Origin of the sequence: Rhizobacter sp., from assembly GCF_035702065.1 — a bacterium.
In the GTDB taxonomy this organism is placed as follows: domain Bacteria; phylum Pseudomonadota; class Gammaproteobacteria; order Burkholderiales; family Burkholderiaceae_C; genus Rhizobacter.
Map to the genome: position 1 here is coordinate 1 of NZ_DASSRA010000391.1, position 16274 is coordinate 16274.

Below are 16274 nucleotides of genomic sequence, written 5' to 3' on the forward strand. Positions count from 1 at the left end.
GGCTTCGACCAGCTTGCGCAGCGCCACGCTGGCACCGCCCGGTTGCGCCGCCAGCCACTCCCAGTGGCGTGGCAGCAGCGTCACCTCACGAGCCACCACGCCGAGCTTGGGGCGGCCGCGGCCGCGCGGCGCGGTGTCGTCGACGGGAGGCTCCGGTTCGGGTTGGCTTGGCGCGGCTTTGGCACGGTAGCGCGCCACGCGGGCCAACACGTCCTCGGCCGTGCCGTGGAAGTTGAGGTCGAGGCTGCGGCCGGTGGCGTCGTCGAAGACCCAGACGGTCTCGCGCGTGTCGGCATCGACGGCGCGCTTGACCGCGAGGGCCGCCTCTTCGAGCGAGCCGGAGGCGAGGCGAACGGAGCCGTCGAAGGCGGTGTAGCCGGAGGGGCGGGTGGTGGTGGACATGGCAGGGCAGATGTTCGGGCGAAGGCCTGAATTCTGCCCGGGCAAAAATAACCTGTCAATATCACCCGGGTAAATAAAACGCCTCCCGCAGGAGGCGCTCAAAGCAAGTGCTTGCTTACTACGCAGGCACTGCCAGGTCTGCCAGCCTTCTCTCGAACCGGATCAGCCACAGGCGGGTCGGCCGCTCGCTGTCGGCCCCGCGCACGAGGCGCGCGCTGGTCACGCCGGCCGGGCAGCCGGCGGTGATGGCGCCATGGGCGTCGACCGTGCAATCTTCGATGCTGCCGGCCACCACGGCGCCGTTGGCATCGAAGAGTTGGGTGCGCAGACCGAAGTCGTTGTCGTTGATGAGCGCGAGCGTGTTGGCGTCGACCAGCGTCAGGCCCTCGGCCTTCTCGGCCAGCCAGCCGGCGGCGTTGAGGTCGAGCAGCTCGGTCTTCTTCAGCGTGACCACGGTCGCGTAGTCGGCGCCGCCCGAGGCCGCCTGGGTGATGCTGCTGATCTCGAGGTTGTGGTCGAGCGCGGCGATGTTGGTCGCGTCGGCCGGGATCTCCACCAGCATCAGCTTGTTGAAGACCTTGGCGTCGCTCTTGCGCGCGCCCTGCTCGATGACGATGAACTTGCCGTTGCCGAGGCTCACCATGTCACCCAGCTTGGCGTTGCCGGTGCGGTCGCGGTCGTACTGGCTGCCGTCGATGGGGTAGGCGTACATCTTCGAGGTCTCGGTCGACGGGTCGAACTCGAGCCAGCGGGTGAAGCGGGCGATGTGGCGGATGTCGGTGTTGCTGCCACCCGGCGGGCGCGCCTTGAGCGACTTGCCGTCCACGTCCTTCGGGTCGATCGGGCTCTGCAGGAAGCCGTGCAGCTTGCCGCTGGCGGCATCCAGCGCCAGGCCTTCCATGCCGCGGTTGACGCGGCGCTTGGCCAGGATCGCGGGCAGGTCGGCCGCCCCCGCGCCGGGGCCGTACTTCTTCTCGATCACACCAGTGCCGATGTTGATCTTCACGATGAAGGGGCCGTACTCGTCGCTGGCCCACAGCACGTTGCGCGCGGTGTCGAGCACCAGGGTCTCGGGGTCGAGCCCGTTGGCGTCGTAGTTGGCCTTGGCGGCGTCGAAGCGGTAGGCGTCGTTGAGCGGCGTCTCGCCGGTGGAGCCCGTGCCCGATTGCGGCGGCAGGCCGGTGACCTTCTGCTGCGCGCTGACGCGCAGTGGCGTGCTCGACGTGAGCACCGCGCCGCCCGCGGTGCCGATACGGATCACGCCGAAGCTCGGGGCAAACGAGGGCGCGGGGAACACCTTGCTGATGCTGGTGACACCCGAGGCGGCACCCGGCACGGGTGCGGCGGGGCCGTCGCCGTTGGGGCCGCGGTCGGTGATGGCGTAGAACTCCAGCGTGCCGTCGGCGGCGCGGCTCTTGAAGGCCAGGCCCGAGCCGTAGGCCGGCAGGAAGCCGTTCGGGAAGGCGGCGGCGATCTGGGTGTTTGTGCCTTCGTACGGCACGTTGAAGCTTGGCGCGGCCTGCAGCTGGTAGCGCGTGATGCTGGCCGAGACAGTGCCCAGGCGGTTGGCCTGCGAGGCGGCTTCGGCCACTGGCGTGCCCACCTGGGCGGCCAGCGTGTTCTCGAAGTGCTCGCGTGCCAGCAGGCGGCGGTTGTCGTCGATGGTGTTGCGCGTGTTGTAGGGCGCGGGCAGCGTGGCCAGCAGGGCATTGAAAGCGGTGTTGAATGCCGCGGCCGAGGCGCTGAAGTCCACCGCCGAGGCGGCCAGCGCGGCCTTGGCGGCGCTCGTGAGGCGGATGCCGTTGGAGGGGTCGCCGTCGTCATCGAGCGACTGCAGGGCCACCAGGCGGTTGACCACCGCATCGGCCTTCACGTTGTTGCCGCCGGCCAGCGTGAGCGGCGTGATGGTGGGCGCGCAGGCGGCCGAGCCGAGCGCGACGCCTCCGATGTGGAAGGCCACGCTCTGGCCGGCCTGGCAGCTGAAGGTGCCGCTGGCAGCCGTGGCGGCCGAGGCAGCACCGGCCACGCTGTAGTCGAGGCCTTCGACCGCAGCGTCGAGGAAGCTGCCGCTGACGGTGGTCACCGTGTCGTCGTCGCTGCCGCAGGCGCCGAGCAGCAGGCTGGCCACGGCGAGCGCAACGGCATTCTTCTGGATCGTGTTCATGGGGGCATGAAAGTTGGAAAACCCCGCATTGGACGCAGCGCACATGAAAGCCCTGTGACACACCGGCACCGTTCGGTGCCGGTCGCTGCGCGCTCAAATGCTCGTCAAGCGCACACAAAGGAGCGTGAAGGAAAGACAACGCACACGAAGCTGCGCGGGGCTTGCAAAAGAAGCGTGGCGTCACTCGCAGAAGGCCGTCTGCCAGCCCCGTCGGCCCGTAAAATTGCGGCCGCTTCTGCCTTGCCCCTCTCCTTCCTTCTGCCCACGCCATGAACCTGTCTGCCCTCACCGCCCTGTCTCCCCTCGACGGCCGCTACGCGCCCAAGGTGGCGCCGCTGCGCCCGCTGCTGTCCGAGTTCGGGCTGATGCATCGCCGCGTGCAGGTGGAGGTGGAGTGGTTCATCGCGCTGTCGGACGCCGGCTTCGCCGAGTTCAAGCCGCTCACCGGCGCCGCACGCGGCCTGCTGCGCGGGCTGGTGTCGCGCTTCAACGAGAACGACGCGCAGGCCATCAAGGACATCGAGAAGACCACCAACCACGACGTGAAGGCGGTCGAGTACTGGCTCAAGAGCCGCTTCGAGAACACGCCCGAACTCAAGGCCGCGGGCGAGTTCGTGCACTTCGCCTGCACCAGCGAAGACATCAACAACACCAGCCACGGCCTGATGCTCAAGGCCGCGCGGCAGGATGTGTTGCTGCCCACGGTCGACAAGATCATCGCCACGCTGTCGGCGCTGGCCAAGGATCTGGCCGACGTGCCCATGCTGGCGCGCACCCACGGCCAGACCGCGAGCCCGACCACCGTGGGCAAGGAGGTCGCCAACGTGGTGGCGCGCCTGGCCAACGCACGCGAGCGCATCGCCGCCGTGAAGCTCTTGGCCAAGATGAACGGTGCGGTGGGCAACTACAACGCCCACCTCTCGGCCTACCCCGACTTCGACTGGGAGGCCTTCGCCCGCAAGGTGATCGAGAAGCAGCTGGGCCTGGAGTTCAACCCGTACACCATCCAGATCGAGCCGCACGACTACATGGCCGAGCTGTTCGACGCGGTGACGCGCACCAACACCATCCTGATCGACTGGTCGCGCGACGTGTGGGGCTACATCAGCCTGGGCTACTTCAAGCAGGCCACCCGCGCCGGCGAGATCGGCTCGTCGACCATGCCGCACAAGGTCAACCCGATCGACTTCGAGAACGCCGAAGGCAACTTCGGCCTGGCCAACGCGCTGCTCACCCACCTGAGCCAGAAGCTGCCCATCAGCCGCTTCCAGCGCGACCTGACCGACAGCACGGTGCTGCGCAACATGGGCGTGGCGCTGGGCTATGCGGTGCTGGGCTACGACAGCCTGCTGCGCGGCCTGGGCAAGCTGGAGGTCAACCGCGAGGCGCTGGCCGCCGACCTCGACAGCGCCTGGGAGGTGCTGGCCGAACCCATCCAGACCGTGATGCGCCGCTACAAGCTGCCCAATCCGTATGAGCGCCTGAAGGAGCTGACGCGCGGCAAGGCGATCACGCGCGAAGCGATTCAAGAGTTCATCGGCACGCTGGAGATCCCCGAGGCCGAGAAGGCGCGCCTGATGGAGATGACGCCGGGCAGCTACACGGGCATCGGTGCGCAGCTCGCGAAACGCATCGGCTGATGCCGCAGGCACGGTCATCCCGGCGCACGCCGGGATCCACTCGGACGGGTGCTCAGGCGCTCGGCGAGCCGTGCCATGTCGTTGCAGTGGGTCCCGGCGTGCGCCGGGATGACGTCATTCGAAAGGCCACATGAAGTTCACCGACCAGCTCGCCGCCGCGCAACGCGCGAATGACTCCCTGCTCTGCGTCGGCCTCGACCCCGAGCCGGGCAAGTTCCCCGACAGGTGGAAGGGCGACGCGAGCCGCATCTACGACTTCTGCGCCGCCATCGTCGACGCCACCAAGGACCTGGTGATCGCCTACAAGCCGCAGATCGCCTACTTCGCCGGCAACCGCGCCGAAGACCAGCTTGAACGCCTGATGTCGCACATCAAGCGCGTGGCGCCCAACGTGCCGGTGATCCTCGATGCCAAGCGCGGCGACATCGGCAGCACCGCCGAGCAGTACGCGCGCGAGGCCTTCGAGCGCTACCAGGCCGACGCGGTGACGCTCTCGCCCTTCATGGGCTTCGACTCGCTCGAACCCTGGCTGCGCTACACCGATCGCGGCCTGATCCTCTTGTGCCGCACCTCCAACCCCGGCGGCTCCGATCTGCAGGCGCAGAAGCTGGCCGGTGGGTCACTGGTCTACGAACACATCGCGCGCCTTGCGCAAGGCGAATGGAACACCACCGGCCAGCTCGGCCTGGTGGTGGGCGCCACCTTCCCAGGCGAGATCGCCCGCGTGCGCGAACTGGCGCCCACGCTGCCGCTGCTGATCCCCGGTGTCGGCGCGCAAGGTGGCGATGCACAGGCCACGGTGCAGGCCGGCTGGCGGCCCGACGCGCCCATCGCCGTCAACTCCTCGCGGGCGGTGCTCTACGCCTCGTCGGGCAGCGACTTCGCCAGCGCCGCCCGCGAGGCCGCGCTGCAGACCCGGGCGGCGTTAAATGCGGCACGGTCGTCCTGCGCACCCAGGGCCACTCCGGGGGAAAACGCGGCTGCCACCCGCGCCTAGCCACGCCACACTGGGCGGCCAGCGTTTTTGCACGCTGGTGCGCCAATGCAGAACCAGCCCGATTCCTTGTCCGGCCACTCGATGGCCTTCTCCCGTCTGGGCCTCAACCAGACCATCGCCAAGCGCTTCTTCGGCCTGGGCTGCGGCATTTCGCTCGCGGTGGCGGCGCTCTACGGTTTTGCCACCCTCGAACTGCGCCCCGGCATGCGCGAGCTGCTGGTCGGCGCCTGCATGCTCCTGGCCGGGGCCTTTGCCGGCGCGCTGATCCTGCTGCGCCGCCTGCCCTTGGAGCAGGTGGTGCTGGGGGCTGGCTGGGTCGGCATCGTGGTCACCGCACTGGCCTCGGTCAGCGTGGGCGAAGGGGTGCACAGCCTGGTGCTGGGCTTCTTCGGCCTGATCGTGTGCCTGGTGACGGTGCTCACCAGCCAGCGTGCCGGCATCCTGCTCGCCCTGGCCTGCGCCCTGTCGGTGGCCGGGCTGGCCGCGGCCGAGCACCAGGGCTGGCTCCACGGCGCGGAGGCGGTGCAGCGCAACCCGCGGCTGCTCAACGTGGTGCTGCACGGGCTGCTCCTGCTGACGGCGGTGGTGGCCGGCACGCAGATGTCGCGCATGGTCGATCGCTCGATCGCCGAGGCCGACGAGCGTGAGCAGCGCTTTCGCAGCCTGCTCTCCATCGCTGCCGACTGGTACTGGGAGCTCGACGCCGACCTGCGCTTCACGCAAATCACCAGCAACCAGCCCGCGGAGCACAACCCCATCGCGCAGAGCCGCATCGGCCTGCGGCCCTGGGAGCTGCCGGACATGAACATCGTCGACCAGGCCCTGAAAGCCGGCCAGCGCGATGTGCTGCAGGCGCGCCGGCCCTTCAGCGAGGTGCTGGTGAGCTACACCGCCCCTTCGGGCCGCAGCCTGCACTTCACCGTGAGCGGGCGGCCGCGCTTCAATGAAAAGGGCGAGTTCAGCGGCTACTGGGGCGTCTCGCGCGACATCACCGAGCGCGTGACCACCGAGACCACGCTGGCCCGCTCGCAGGCCATGCTGTCGCACCTGTTCGCCACCAGCCCCGACTTCATCACCTTGAGCGACATGGAGACCGGCGTCTACGTGATGGTCAACGTGAGCTTCGAGCGCATGTTCGGCTACGCCGCCGGCGAGGTGGTGGGCAAGAGCGCGCTCGACCTCGGCATCTGGTACGACCCGGCCGACCGGGCGAAGATGGTCTCGGAGTTGCACGCGCACGGTGGCGTGAACGAAGTCGAGACGCTGTTCGTGCACAAATCGGGCACGCCGGTCACGCTGCTCATGTCGGCCGGCACCTTCTCGATGGACGGGCGCGACTACCTGGTGGTGAATGGCCGCGACGTCACCGAGTCGCAGCGCGCGCGGCTGGAGCACGAGGCGATCCTCAAGAACGCCTCCATCGGCATTGCGCTCACGCGCGACCAGACCTTCATGCAGGCCAACCCGCGCTTCGAGGCCATGTTCGGCTGGGGTGCCGGTGAGTTGCTCGGCGAGCCCGGTCGCGCCGTGTGGGGCAGCGAAGACGACTACATCGATTTTGGCCGTGTCGCCGGCCCGCTGCTGGCGAGCGGGCAGGTGGTGGAGTTCGAGCGGCAGATGATGCGCCGCGACGGCAGCCTGTTCTGGTGCCGCCTGCTGGCGCAGGTGGTCGACCCCACGCACCCGAGCCGGGGCGGCGCCATCTGGATCGCCGAAGACATCAGCGAGCGCCGCCAGATCGACCAGGCGCTGGCCGCCGCGCGCGACAACGCCGAAGCCGCCAACCGCGCCAAGAGCGCCTTCCTCGCCAACACCAGCCACGAGATCCGCACGCCGCTCAACGGCCTGCTCGGCCTCGCCAACCTGGCCATGCAGCCGGGGCTGCCGGCAGCGCGCCGCCAGCAGTACCTGGAACAGATCCAGGACAGCGCGCAGAGCCTGGCCGGCATCATCAGCGACATCCTCGACCTCTCCAAGATCGAGGCCGGCAAGTTCAGCATCGAGGCCGTGCCCTTCAACCTGCACGGCCTGCTCAAGGCCGTGCACCACGCCTACCAGTCACTCGCCCAGGTGCGCTCGCTGGAGCTCAGCCTGCACGTGGCCGACGACGTGCCCGCCACGGTGCGCGGCGACCCGGTGCGGCTGCGCCAGATCCTCAGCAACTACATCACCAACGGCCTCAAGTTCACCGTGCGTGGCCGCGTGCTGATCGAGGTCGCGCGCTCGGCCGACCCGAATCGTCCCGAGCACGTGCGTTTCAGCGTGAGCGACACCGGCCCCGGCATTGACGAACAGACGCAGGCCCGCCTGTTCCAGCCCTTCACGCAGGCCGACGAATCGACCACGCGCCAGTACGGCGGCACCGGCCTCGGCCTGTCGATCTGCAAGGAGCTGGCCACGCTGATGGGCGGCGAGGTCGGCATGCACAGCACGCCCGGCCAGGGCAGCCGCTTCTGGGCCGAGCTGCCGCTGCCCGTGACCGACGCACCGGGGGTCGACCCCGGCCTGGAAGCGCAGGACACCGAACGCCTGGCCGGCCTGCGCGTGCTGCTGGTCGAAGACAACGCCGTCAACATGATGATCGGCGTCGCCATGCTCGAGCAGTGGGGCGTGGAAGTCACGCAGGCCGTGGACGGCGCCGAAGGCGTGGCTGCGGTGGAGCGCGCCTGCGCGGCGCAGCGGCCTTTCGACGTGGTGCTGATGGACGTGCAGATGCCGCGCCTGAGCGGCCACGAAGCAGCGCGGCGGCTGCGCGCCGTTCACTCGAAGGAGGCGCTGCCGATCATTGCGCTGACGGCCGCGGCCCTGGTGTCGGAGCGGGACGAGGCGCTGGCGGCGGGCATGAACGACTTCCTCACGAAGCCGATCGACGTGCACCGCCTGAGGGAGGCCTTGATCCGCGCCGTGGGGTGAAGCCCGCGCTCAGCCGACGCTCAAGGGCAAGGACCGCAAGCGCTTGCCCGTCAACGCGAACAAGGCATTCGCCAGCGCCGGCGCCAGCGGCGGCGTGCCGGGTTCGCCCACGCCGCCCGGCGGGTTGCTGCTCGCGATGAGGTGCGTCTCGATGCGCGGGCACTCCACCAGCTTGAGCACCGGGTGGTTGGGGTAGTTGTTCTGCTGCACCACGCCACCTTCGATGTCGATGCGGCCGTAGAGCGCCGCGCTCAGGCCGAAGATCACCGCGCTTTCCATCTGCTGCGCCACGATGCCGGGGTTGACCACGGCGCCGATGTCGGCCGCGCAGACCACGCGGTGCACGCGTGGCTTGCCGTCGGCGCCGAGCGAGACCTCCACCACCTCGGCCACGATGCTGCCGAAGCTCTCGTGCAGGGCCACGCCGCGCGCGCGGCCGGCGGGCAGCGGCTGCTTCCAGCCGGCCTTGTCGGCGGCGAGCTTGAGCACGGCAGCATGGCGCGGCATGTCGTCGAGCAGCGCAAGGCGGAACTTCACCGGGTCTTGCTTCGTCTCGTGCGCCAGCTCATCGATGAAGCCTTCGGAGAAGAAGGCGTTGTGTGAATGCCCGACCGAGCGCCAGAAGCCGATGGGCACGCCGCTGCGGGTGGCCACGTGCGCGATGCGCTGGTGAGCGATGCCGTAGGGGATGTCGAACAGGCCCTCGCTGGCGGTCTTGTCGGGCGTGTCGATGGGGCCGGCCAACGCGGGCAGGCCCCGCTCCAGCCAGCGCGGCGTGATCTGGTCGCCGGCGCTGGTGATGGCGAGGCCGGTGACGGCGCCCTGCTCGTCGATGCTCGCCTGCATCACCGCGGCCCCCGCGGGGCGGTAGAAGTCGTGCATGAAGTCTTCTTCGCGCGGCCACACCAGCTGCACCGGGCGGCCATTGGTCTCCATCGCCACGCGCACGGCCTGGCCGATGGCATCGACCTCCAGCCGGCGGCCGAAGCCGCCGCCGAGGAAGGTGACGTGCAGGGTCACCGCAGCCAGCGGCACACCGGCCACGCGGGCGGCGATGGCGCGCGCCATGTCGGGCACCTGCGTCGGCACCCACACTTCCACCCGGCCGTCTTTTACTTGGGCGGTGCAGTTGATGGGCTCCATCGCGGCGTGGGCAAGGTAGGGCGCCTGGTACAGCGCCTCGATGCGCCGCGCGGCGGCGGCACCCGCGGCCTTCACGTCGCCGCGGCTGTGGAAGGCGAAGCCACCTTGCTCGGCCGCGGCTTGTCGTGCGGTCTTCTCCAGCGCGGCCGCGATCTGGCGCGAATCGGCGCTGCCGGCGGGCGGGGCACGCCATTCGATGTCCAGTGCCTGCGCGCCTTGCTTGGCGTGCCAGGTGCTGCGGCCCACCACGGCCACGCCGGCGGTCGAGCCGCCGTAGGGACCGAGGCGCACCAGGCGCTCGACGCCGGGCAGCTTCATCGCGGCTTCGCTGTCGATGCGGCCAGGGGCGCCGCCGATCATCGGGCAGTGCCGCACCACGGCGTAGAGCTGCCCGGGCTGGCGCACGTCGAGGCCGAAGCGCGCGCTGCCATCGGTCTTGGCGGCGAGGTCGGTGCGCGGCGCAGCGGTGCCGATGAGCGTCCAGCTCTTCGCGTCCTTGGGCTTGATGTCGCTCACCGGCGTGGCAGCGGCCACCCGCGCCAGTTCGCCGAAGTGCGCGCTCTGCTTGCTGCCGGGGTGGCTCACCACGCCGTCGGCGATGTGCAGCTCCTCGCGCGCCAGCTTCCATTGCAATGAGGCAGCGCCGAGCAGCTGCGCGCGCGCCGTGGCGGCGGCCAGGCGCAGCACGTCCCAGGCATCGGCCACGCTGGAAGAGCCGCCGGTCACGCTGATGCCCAGTTCGCGCGCCACCTTGCTCACCACCCAGCGGCCGGCCTTGGCACCGCCGCTCTCGCGGCCCGGCTCGGTGTCACTCGGGTGCAGCGGCAGGCTGCCGACGAACATGGCCACGTTGCCGTAGATCGCCTCGGGCGCCGCCTGCACCAGGGTCACCTTGGCCAGCGAGATGTCGAGTTCCTCGGCCACCAGCATGGCCAGCGCGGTGTGCACGCCCTGGCCCATCTCGCTGCGGTTCATGGCGAGCTGCACGGTGCCGTCGGGCGCGATCTTGATCCAGCCGTTGAGGCCCACCGGGCCGGCGGAGGGAGCGGGTTTGTCGGGGCCACCGAGCCGGCTGCGCGGGGGCAGCACGCCCCAGCCCACCACCAGGGCGCCGGTCGCACCAGCCCCCAGCAAGAGCATGCTGCGGCGCTTCATGCCGCCGCCTTGTTCGTCACCGCCTCACCGCGCAGCAGCTTGGCCGCCGTCTTGATGGCCTCGCGGATGCGCGGGTAGGTGCCGCAGCGGCAGATGTTGGTGATGGCGGCGTCGATGTCGGCATCGGCCGGGTCGCGGTTGCGCGCCAGCAGGTCGGCCGCGGCCATCAGCATGCCGCTCTGGCAGTAGCCGCACTGCGGCACCTGGTGCATCACCCAGGCCTTCTGCAGCGGGTGCGGCTTGTCGGCCGTGCCCAGCGATTCGATGGTGCGCACGGCCTTGCCTTGCACGTCGGCCAGCCGGGCCATGCAGGAGCGCGTGGCCTGGCCGTCCACGTGCACCGTGCAGGCGCCGCAGGCGGCCACGCCGCACCCAAACTTGGTGCCTGTCAGGTTGAGTACATCGCGGATCACCCACAGCAACGGCATGTTCGGGTCGACCGCGTCGTCGGGGAGGTTGCGGGTCTGGCCGTTGACGCTCAAGTCCATGCACTGTCTCCAAAAAGGCACGCCCCATTCTGCGGCATGCGCCGGGTGACGGAGACAATGTGGAGCGGGCAGGTACGGCCCTTGCATACAAGTTTCATTGTTTCCGTTTCCCTTTTCCCCTTCCCAATCATCACAACTGTTGGAGTGACCTCGCTATGACACGAACCCTCACCTCCGTTGCGCTGGCCGCCGCCGCGCTGTGTGCAGCGCCTGCTTTCGCCCAGTCCTCGGTGAGCGCTTACGGCCTGATCGACATGGCTGCCGGCCAGTTCCAGGTCGCCGGTGCCGAGAAGATCTACAAGGCAGAAAGCGGCGGCATGAGCACCAGCTTCCTCGGCTTCAACGGGGCTGAAGACCTGGGCGGCAATCTCAAGGCGAAGTTCGCACTCGAAGGCTTCTTCCTCGCCGACAACGGCGCCTCCGGCCGCTTCGCCGGCGACGCCTTCTGGGCCCGTGCCGCCTGGGTCGGCCTGGCCGGTGACTTCGGCCAGACCTCGCTCGGCCGCACCACCAACCAGTTCTTCGTGTCCACCCTGCTGTTCAATGCCTTCGGCGATTCGTTCGGCTACTCGCCGGCCATCCGCCAGGTGCTGACCCCGAGCGTGGTCCACGGCCAGTCGCTGGCCTTCCTGGGCGACACCGGCTGGAGCAACTCCATCCTGTACCAGAGCCCGAGCATGGGCGGCTTCAGCGTCAACCTGCAGGGCGCGCTGGGCGAAGGCGCTGCCGGCACCACCGGCGCCAGCTACGGCGGCAACGTGCTGTACTTCGGCGGCCCGTTCGCCGCGACCCTGGCCTACCAGCACGTCGAGCACGGCGTGAGCGCCTTCACGCCGGCCATCCAGCGCGTGGGCTTCGACGCCCAGGACTCGCTGCAGGTCGGCGCGTCGTACGACTTCAACGTCGTCAAGCTGTTCGGCCAGTACAGCCAGATCGAGACCAAGGCCACCACCGACACCACCTACAAGGTGTGGGGCATCGGCGCTTCGGCTCCGCTGGGCGCCGGCAAGCTGCTGGCCCAGTACGGCGAGGGCACCTCGGAGTTCCCGACCGTCGACCTCACGAGCAAGACGCTGACCGTGGGCTACGACTACTTCCTGTCCAAGCGCACCGACATCTATGCCGTGGTCGTCAACGACAAGTTCACCAACCTCTCCACCGGCAACACCATTGCCCTGGGCCTGAAGCACAAGTTCTGATTCGAAGGCTCAGAGGCGGGCTCGCAGCAACTGCGAGCTCAGCAAGGGGTCATCGGCGTCTGTCACCAGGCAGAGGTCGATGGCCCCTTCGCTTTGGCGCGCCGCGATGCCTTCCACCTTGAGCGGCGAGGCCAGCCGGTGCAGGGCGACGACATCGCCCCAGGCGTCGACCACCCCCACCGCCGAGCCGCGGCAGGCGCCGTCGGCATAGCTGCTGTCGGTGGCTTCGGCGGCGGCGCAGAACACCCAGCCGCCGCCGGGCAGCGCGCAGCCATCGGTGAAGCCCAGCTCCACGCCGTCGATGCTGCCCAGCCGGTAGGGGCGCAGCGCGCGCGGGTTCACGCGGTGGCGGCGGCCATCGACCACCTGCTGCAGCTCGCCCAGGCGGTAGCGCACGGCCACGCTCTCGGTTCGCCCGGTGATGCCGCGGTTGAGCAGCACGAACCCGTCGCGCGTGAGCATCGCGCCTTCGATGTTGATCTCGCCCAGCAGCTCGCGCAGCGGCTCGTACAGGGGCTTGAGGTCGAAGCGCTGCACGCCTTGTGCGGGCTCGCCGTTGGCGCGCAGGCCGATCACGACGCCGGTGTCGCGGTTGGGGCGCGAGCCCGAGCCCAGCGCCACCAGCGCGCGCCGCGCCGGCCACAGGCACAGCGCCTCCAGGTCGGCCTTGAGCCGCTTGCGCGCCTGCCGCGCCTGCGGCAGGTCGCCGGCCAGGATGCGGTGCAGCGTGCCCGGTGAATCCATGTCGCGGAACACCGCCAGGTGGTGCTCGTCGTCCGACACCACATAGGCCCGGCCGTGCGCGCACACCAGCCCGCTGGCCGCGCTCACGTGCGGCTGCCGGCGCGGGTGGGCGTCGGGGTCGATGCCCAGCGCGCGCAGCGGGTGCACGGCCAGCGCCGCGGCGGCCAGCAAGGTGGTGTTCATGGGCCTAGGCTATCAGCCTCGGAAGACGTACCCTGCCCGGGGAAGAATCGCGCCCCCTGTGCGTACACCCCAGAGCCGTTCCCACCCCTCACCACCAGGAGACACCATGAACCGGAGAACCCGTTTGTCGCTTGCGCTGTCGGTCGTCGTTGCGGTGGCTGCCGCCTGCGGCAGCATGGCGCCGAAGAACCCCATGACCTTCTTCGTCACCAGCGCCGGCAATGGCCAGGGGGCCAACTTCGGCGGCCTGGCCGGTGCCGACAAGCACTGCCAGTCGCTCGCCGAAGCGGTGGGCGCCGGGCAGCGCAGCTGGCGCGCCTACCTGAGCACCAATGCCACCACCGCCGCGCCGGCCGTCAACGCGCGCGACCGCATCGGCAGCGGCCCCTGGCAAAACGCCAAGGGCGACGTGATCGCCACCAGCGTGGCCGATCTGCACAGCCCCAACAACAAGCTCACCAAGCAGACCGCCCTCACCGAGAAGGGTGCGGTCATCAACGGCCGGGGCGACACGCCCAACCAGCACGACGTGCTCACCGGCTCCACCGCCGACGGCCTGGCCGCACCGCAGACCTGCAACAACTGGACGACCAGCGGCGAGGGCGCCGCCATCGTCGGCCACCACGACCGCACCGGGCTCGACGAATCCGCGCCCGCCAAGTCGTGGAACGCCTCGCACGCCACGCGCGGCTGCGGCCAGGACGACCTGGTCAAGACCGGCGGTGCGGGCCTGCTGTACTGCTTCGCGGTGAACTGAGGACGCCGTCAGGGCAAAGGGTTTTCACGCCGCCCGGTGCTGTCGAGAATCGATGGCGTCGATCGTCGTGGCGATGGGGGCGGCGGATCTCCGCATGCGCCGCCCCGCCTACCCACCACCCCTTTTGCCCGGAGGCTCCGATGAACCAGAAGACAGTCAAACCCATCCCAGACGGCATGCGCAGCCTGACCCCGCACCTGGTGTGCGACGGCGCGGCCAAGGCCATCGAGTTCTACAAGAAGGCCTTCGGCGCGACCGAAGAAGGCCGCATGCCCGGGCCGGACGGCCGGCTGATGCACGCCATGGTGCGCATCGGCGACTCGGCCCTGATGCTGGTCGACGAGTGGCCCGAGATGGGCGCCGTCGGCCCCAACAAGCTCAAGGGCACGCCGGTGACCATCCACCTCTACGTGACCGACGTCGACGCGGCCTACAAGCGTGCGGTCGAGGCCGGTGCCACGGCCACCATGCCGCCGGCCGACATGTTCTGGGGCGACCGCTACGGCCAGCTGAAAGACCCGTTCGGCCACATGTGGTCGCTGGCCACGCACCAGCACGACTACACGCCCGAGGAGATGCGGCAGAACATGTCGAAAATGCAGCCCTGCTGACCCTCCGACCCCACCGCATGCCCGCCACCGCACTCGCCCACCTGCCCGCCTCCGGCACGCCGCAGCTGATGTTCCTGCTGTTCCACGGCGTGGGCGCCAGCGCGGCGGACATGGCGCCGCTGGCCGAGCGCCTGGTGGCCGAGTACCCGCAGGCGGCGGTGATCTGCCTCGACGCGCCCGAGCCCTTCGACGGCGTGCCGGGCGGCGTGTCCCACGGCAACCAGGGCTGGCAGTGGTTCTCGGTGCGCGGTGTGGACGAGAGCAACCGCGCCGCGCGCGTGGCCGCGGCGCTGCCGCGCTTCGTGGCCACGGTGCGCGCCCTGCAGCAGCAGTTCGGCATGAACTGGGAGCGCACGGCGCTCGCGGGCTTCTCGCAGGGCGCCATCATGTCGCTCGAAGCCGTGCAGGCCGAGCCGGCGCTGGCCGGCCGCGTGCTCGCCTTCTCGGGCCGCCACGCCACCCCGCCGGCCCATGCACCACACGACACCACGCTGCACTTCTTTCACGGCCTGGACGACACGGTGGTTCCGTACGCGCCGGCGGTCGATTCGGCCCAGCGCCTCGTCGCGCTCGGCGGCGACGTGACGGCCGATGTGCTGCCCGGCCTGGGCCACGCGCTGCACCCTCAGCTCATGGACAAGGCCATCGAGCAGCTGCGCACCTTCCTGCCCAAGAAGGTGTGGCGCGACGCAATGAGCGAGGCGCCGCTGGTGTCGCGCGTGGCGTCGAGTGACGAGCTGGGCGACGAGTTGCGCGAGGACTGAACCTCTCGCGGTCATCCCGGCGAACGCCGGGATCCATTCTTCGCCATCCCACTGCGCAACCCGTGGTGGACCCCGACTCTCGTCGGGGTGACGGCACTCAATCCAGCACCACCTCCGCCTTCACCGCCCCCGCCCGGTCGGCACGCGCGCTCAGCGCCAACCGCGTGCCCTTGGGCGCACGCACCACCCACTCGGCCACGGCGCGGTCGGCGGTGATGTCGCTGCTGGGCAGGAAGGCCTGCAGCGAGTTCGCCGGCGCATGCCCTTCGAGCTGCGGGCCTTCGATGCGCTCCTTGCCGCTCACCAGCGACACCGCCGCATCGCCCGGTGGCAGGTGGATCTCGAACATCACGCCGCGCACCGTCGTGCGCTCCAGCGCCCGCTTGCTCACGTAGGCCGGCAGCCAGCCGGTGTTGTGCACGGCGAGGCGCACGCGCCAGGTGTCGGGCCCGAGGGCGCGCACCTCGGTGCGCAGCAGCTCGAGCCTGGGCAGGCTGAGCGCGATCTGCGTCATCCACTTCGGGAAGCGCGCCGCCTCGCGCTCGCGCAGGTGCGGCGGCGGGTTGCGCCAGAAGTTCATCTTGTCCCAGCCGCCGATCTCCACCGGGCCCAGCTGCGGGTGGTGAAAGGGCTTCCAGTCGACGTGCGCCTGGCCGCCGCAGTGCTCGTCGCTCCACTTCAGCAGCTTGAGGTCGTCTTCGACCGGGTGCTCGCGGTACCAGTCGATCCACTTGTACTCGGTGATGCCGGCCTCCTTGTTGGGCGACCAGATCTCCACCACCCAGAAGAGCGCGCCCAGGTGCTCGTAGACCCAATCCTGCGTGCCGGTGATGGTTTCCTTGGGGTGGTACTTGAAGTCGTGCCAGATGCTGATGGCCGGGTAGCCGGTGTGCGCCGACCCCAGGTTGCTGAAGCGCTTGTAGGCCCACAGGTCCTCGGGAATCATGTCGTCGTCGCTCTGCGTGCCCATGGGCCGCAGGATCACGCCGCTGTGCGTGTGGTAGCTGACGGCGGCGCCGATGTTCTTATGCGCGACGATGAAGTCGACCATCGCCTTCACCTCGGGCTCGCTCGTCGGGTAGTCGCCGGCGCCGACCTGCTCGTGCTCCTGGCG

The 16274-nt window shown here is 69.7% G+C and carries 13 protein-coding genes; 7 read left to right on the forward strand and 6 right to left on the reverse strand.

Features of this window, described 5'->3' with window-relative positions; translation table 11 throughout:
* Positions 1-402 (reverse strand): DUF2239 family protein (locus VFL64_RS17140; protein WP_489541591.1); only part of this gene is annotated, 402 nt, incomplete at its 3' end.
* A gap of 118 nt (positions 403-520) precedes the next feature.
* Positions 521-2566, reverse strand: a complete 2046-nt coding sequence (locus VFL64_RS17145) for an esterase-like activity of phytase family protein (RefSeq protein ID WP_489541592.1) — start codon at positions 2564-2566, stop codon at positions 521-523.
* Positions 2567-2835: 269 nt separating this feature from the next.
* On the opposite strand from VFL64_RS17145, the gene purB reads away from it, so the two are divergent.
* The 3 genes from purB to VFL64_RS17160 all read left to right on the forward strand — a co-directional run bounded on the left by purB (position 2836) and on the right by VFL64_RS17160 (position 8116).
* On the forward strand, positions 2836-4206 hold the full coding sequence (gene purB, locus VFL64_RS17150; protein WP_489541593.1) for an adenylosuccinate lyase: 1371 nt from the start codon (positions 2836-2838) through the stop codon (positions 4204-4206).
* A gap of 130 nt (positions 4207-4336) precedes the next feature.
* Positions 4337-5203 carry an orotidine-5'-phosphate decarboxylase gene (pyrF, locus tag VFL64_RS17155; RefSeq protein ID WP_489541594.1) on the forward strand — a complete coding sequence of 289 codons (867 nt, stop codon included), beginning with the start codon at positions 4337-4339 and terminating at the stop codon, positions 5201-5203.
* Positions 5204-5284: 81 nt separating this feature from the next.
* The gene (locus VFL64_RS17160; protein WP_489541595.1) at positions 5285-8116 is read left to right on the forward strand and encodes a PAS domain S-box protein; all 2832 of its coding nucleotides are present in this window, start codon (positions 5285-5287) and stop codon (positions 8114-8116) included.
* Between the two features lie 9 nt (positions 8117-8125).
* On the opposite strand, the gene VFL64_RS17165 is transcribed toward VFL64_RS17160, so the two are convergent.
* Together VFL64_RS17165 and VFL64_RS17170 are read right to left on the reverse strand one after the other, a co-directional pair.
* On the reverse strand, positions 8126-10414 hold the full coding sequence (locus tag VFL64_RS17165; RefSeq protein WP_489541596.1) for a xanthine dehydrogenase family protein molybdopterin-binding subunit: 2289 nt from the start codon (positions 10412-10414) through the stop codon (positions 8126-8128).
* Positions 10411-10902, reverse strand: a complete 492-nt coding sequence (locus VFL64_RS17170; protein ID WP_489541597.1) for a (2Fe-2S)-binding protein — start codon at positions 10900-10902, stop codon at positions 10411-10413. Before VFL64_RS17170 ends, VFL64_RS17165 begins: the two co-directional genes overlap by 4 nt.
* Before the next feature lie 155 nt (positions 10903-11057).
* On the opposite strand from VFL64_RS17170, the gene VFL64_RS17175 reads away from it, so the two are divergent.
* The gene (locus tag VFL64_RS17175; RefSeq protein WP_489541598.1) at positions 11058-12101 is read left to right on the forward strand and encodes a porin; all 1044 of its coding nucleotides are present in this window, start codon (positions 11058-11060) and stop codon (positions 12099-12101) included.
* 9 nt (positions 12102-12110) lie between these two features.
* On the opposite strand, the gene VFL64_RS17180 is transcribed toward VFL64_RS17175, so the two are convergent.
* Positions 12111-13028 (reverse strand): DUF6929 family protein, encoded by a 918-nt coding sequence (locus VFL64_RS17180; RefSeq protein ID WP_489541599.1) that lies wholly within the window; start codon positions 13026-13028, stop codon positions 12111-12113.
* A gap of 106 nt (positions 13029-13134) precedes the next feature.
* Here VFL64_RS17180 and VFL64_RS17185 point away from each other — a divergent pair, with 106 nt between their 5' ends.
* The 3 genes from VFL64_RS17185 (at position 13135) to ypfH (ending at position 15160) form a co-directional block, all read left to right on the forward strand.
* Positions 13135-13785, forward strand: coding sequence for a hypothetical protein (locus tag VFL64_RS17185; RefSeq protein WP_489541600.1), 651 nt, complete (start codon positions 13135-13137; stop codon positions 13783-13785).
* A gap of 140 nt (positions 13786-13925) precedes the next feature.
* Positions 13926-14396, forward strand: a complete 471-nt coding sequence (locus tag VFL64_RS17190; RefSeq protein ID WP_489541601.1) for a VOC family protein — start codon at positions 13926-13928, stop codon at positions 14394-14396.
* A 17-nt stretch (positions 14397-14413) separates the two neighbouring features.
* Complete coding sequence (ypfH, locus tag VFL64_RS17195) at positions 14414-15160, forward strand: esterase (RefSeq protein ID WP_489541602.1); 747 nt, start codon at positions 14414-14416, stop codon at positions 15158-15160.
* 97 nt (positions 15161-15257) lie between these two features.
* Here ypfH and VFL64_RS17200 read toward each other — a convergent pair.
* A partial coding sequence (locus VFL64_RS17200; RefSeq protein WP_489541603.1) for a DUF8731 domain-containing protein occupies positions 15258-16274 on the reverse strand: 1017 nt, incomplete at its 5' end.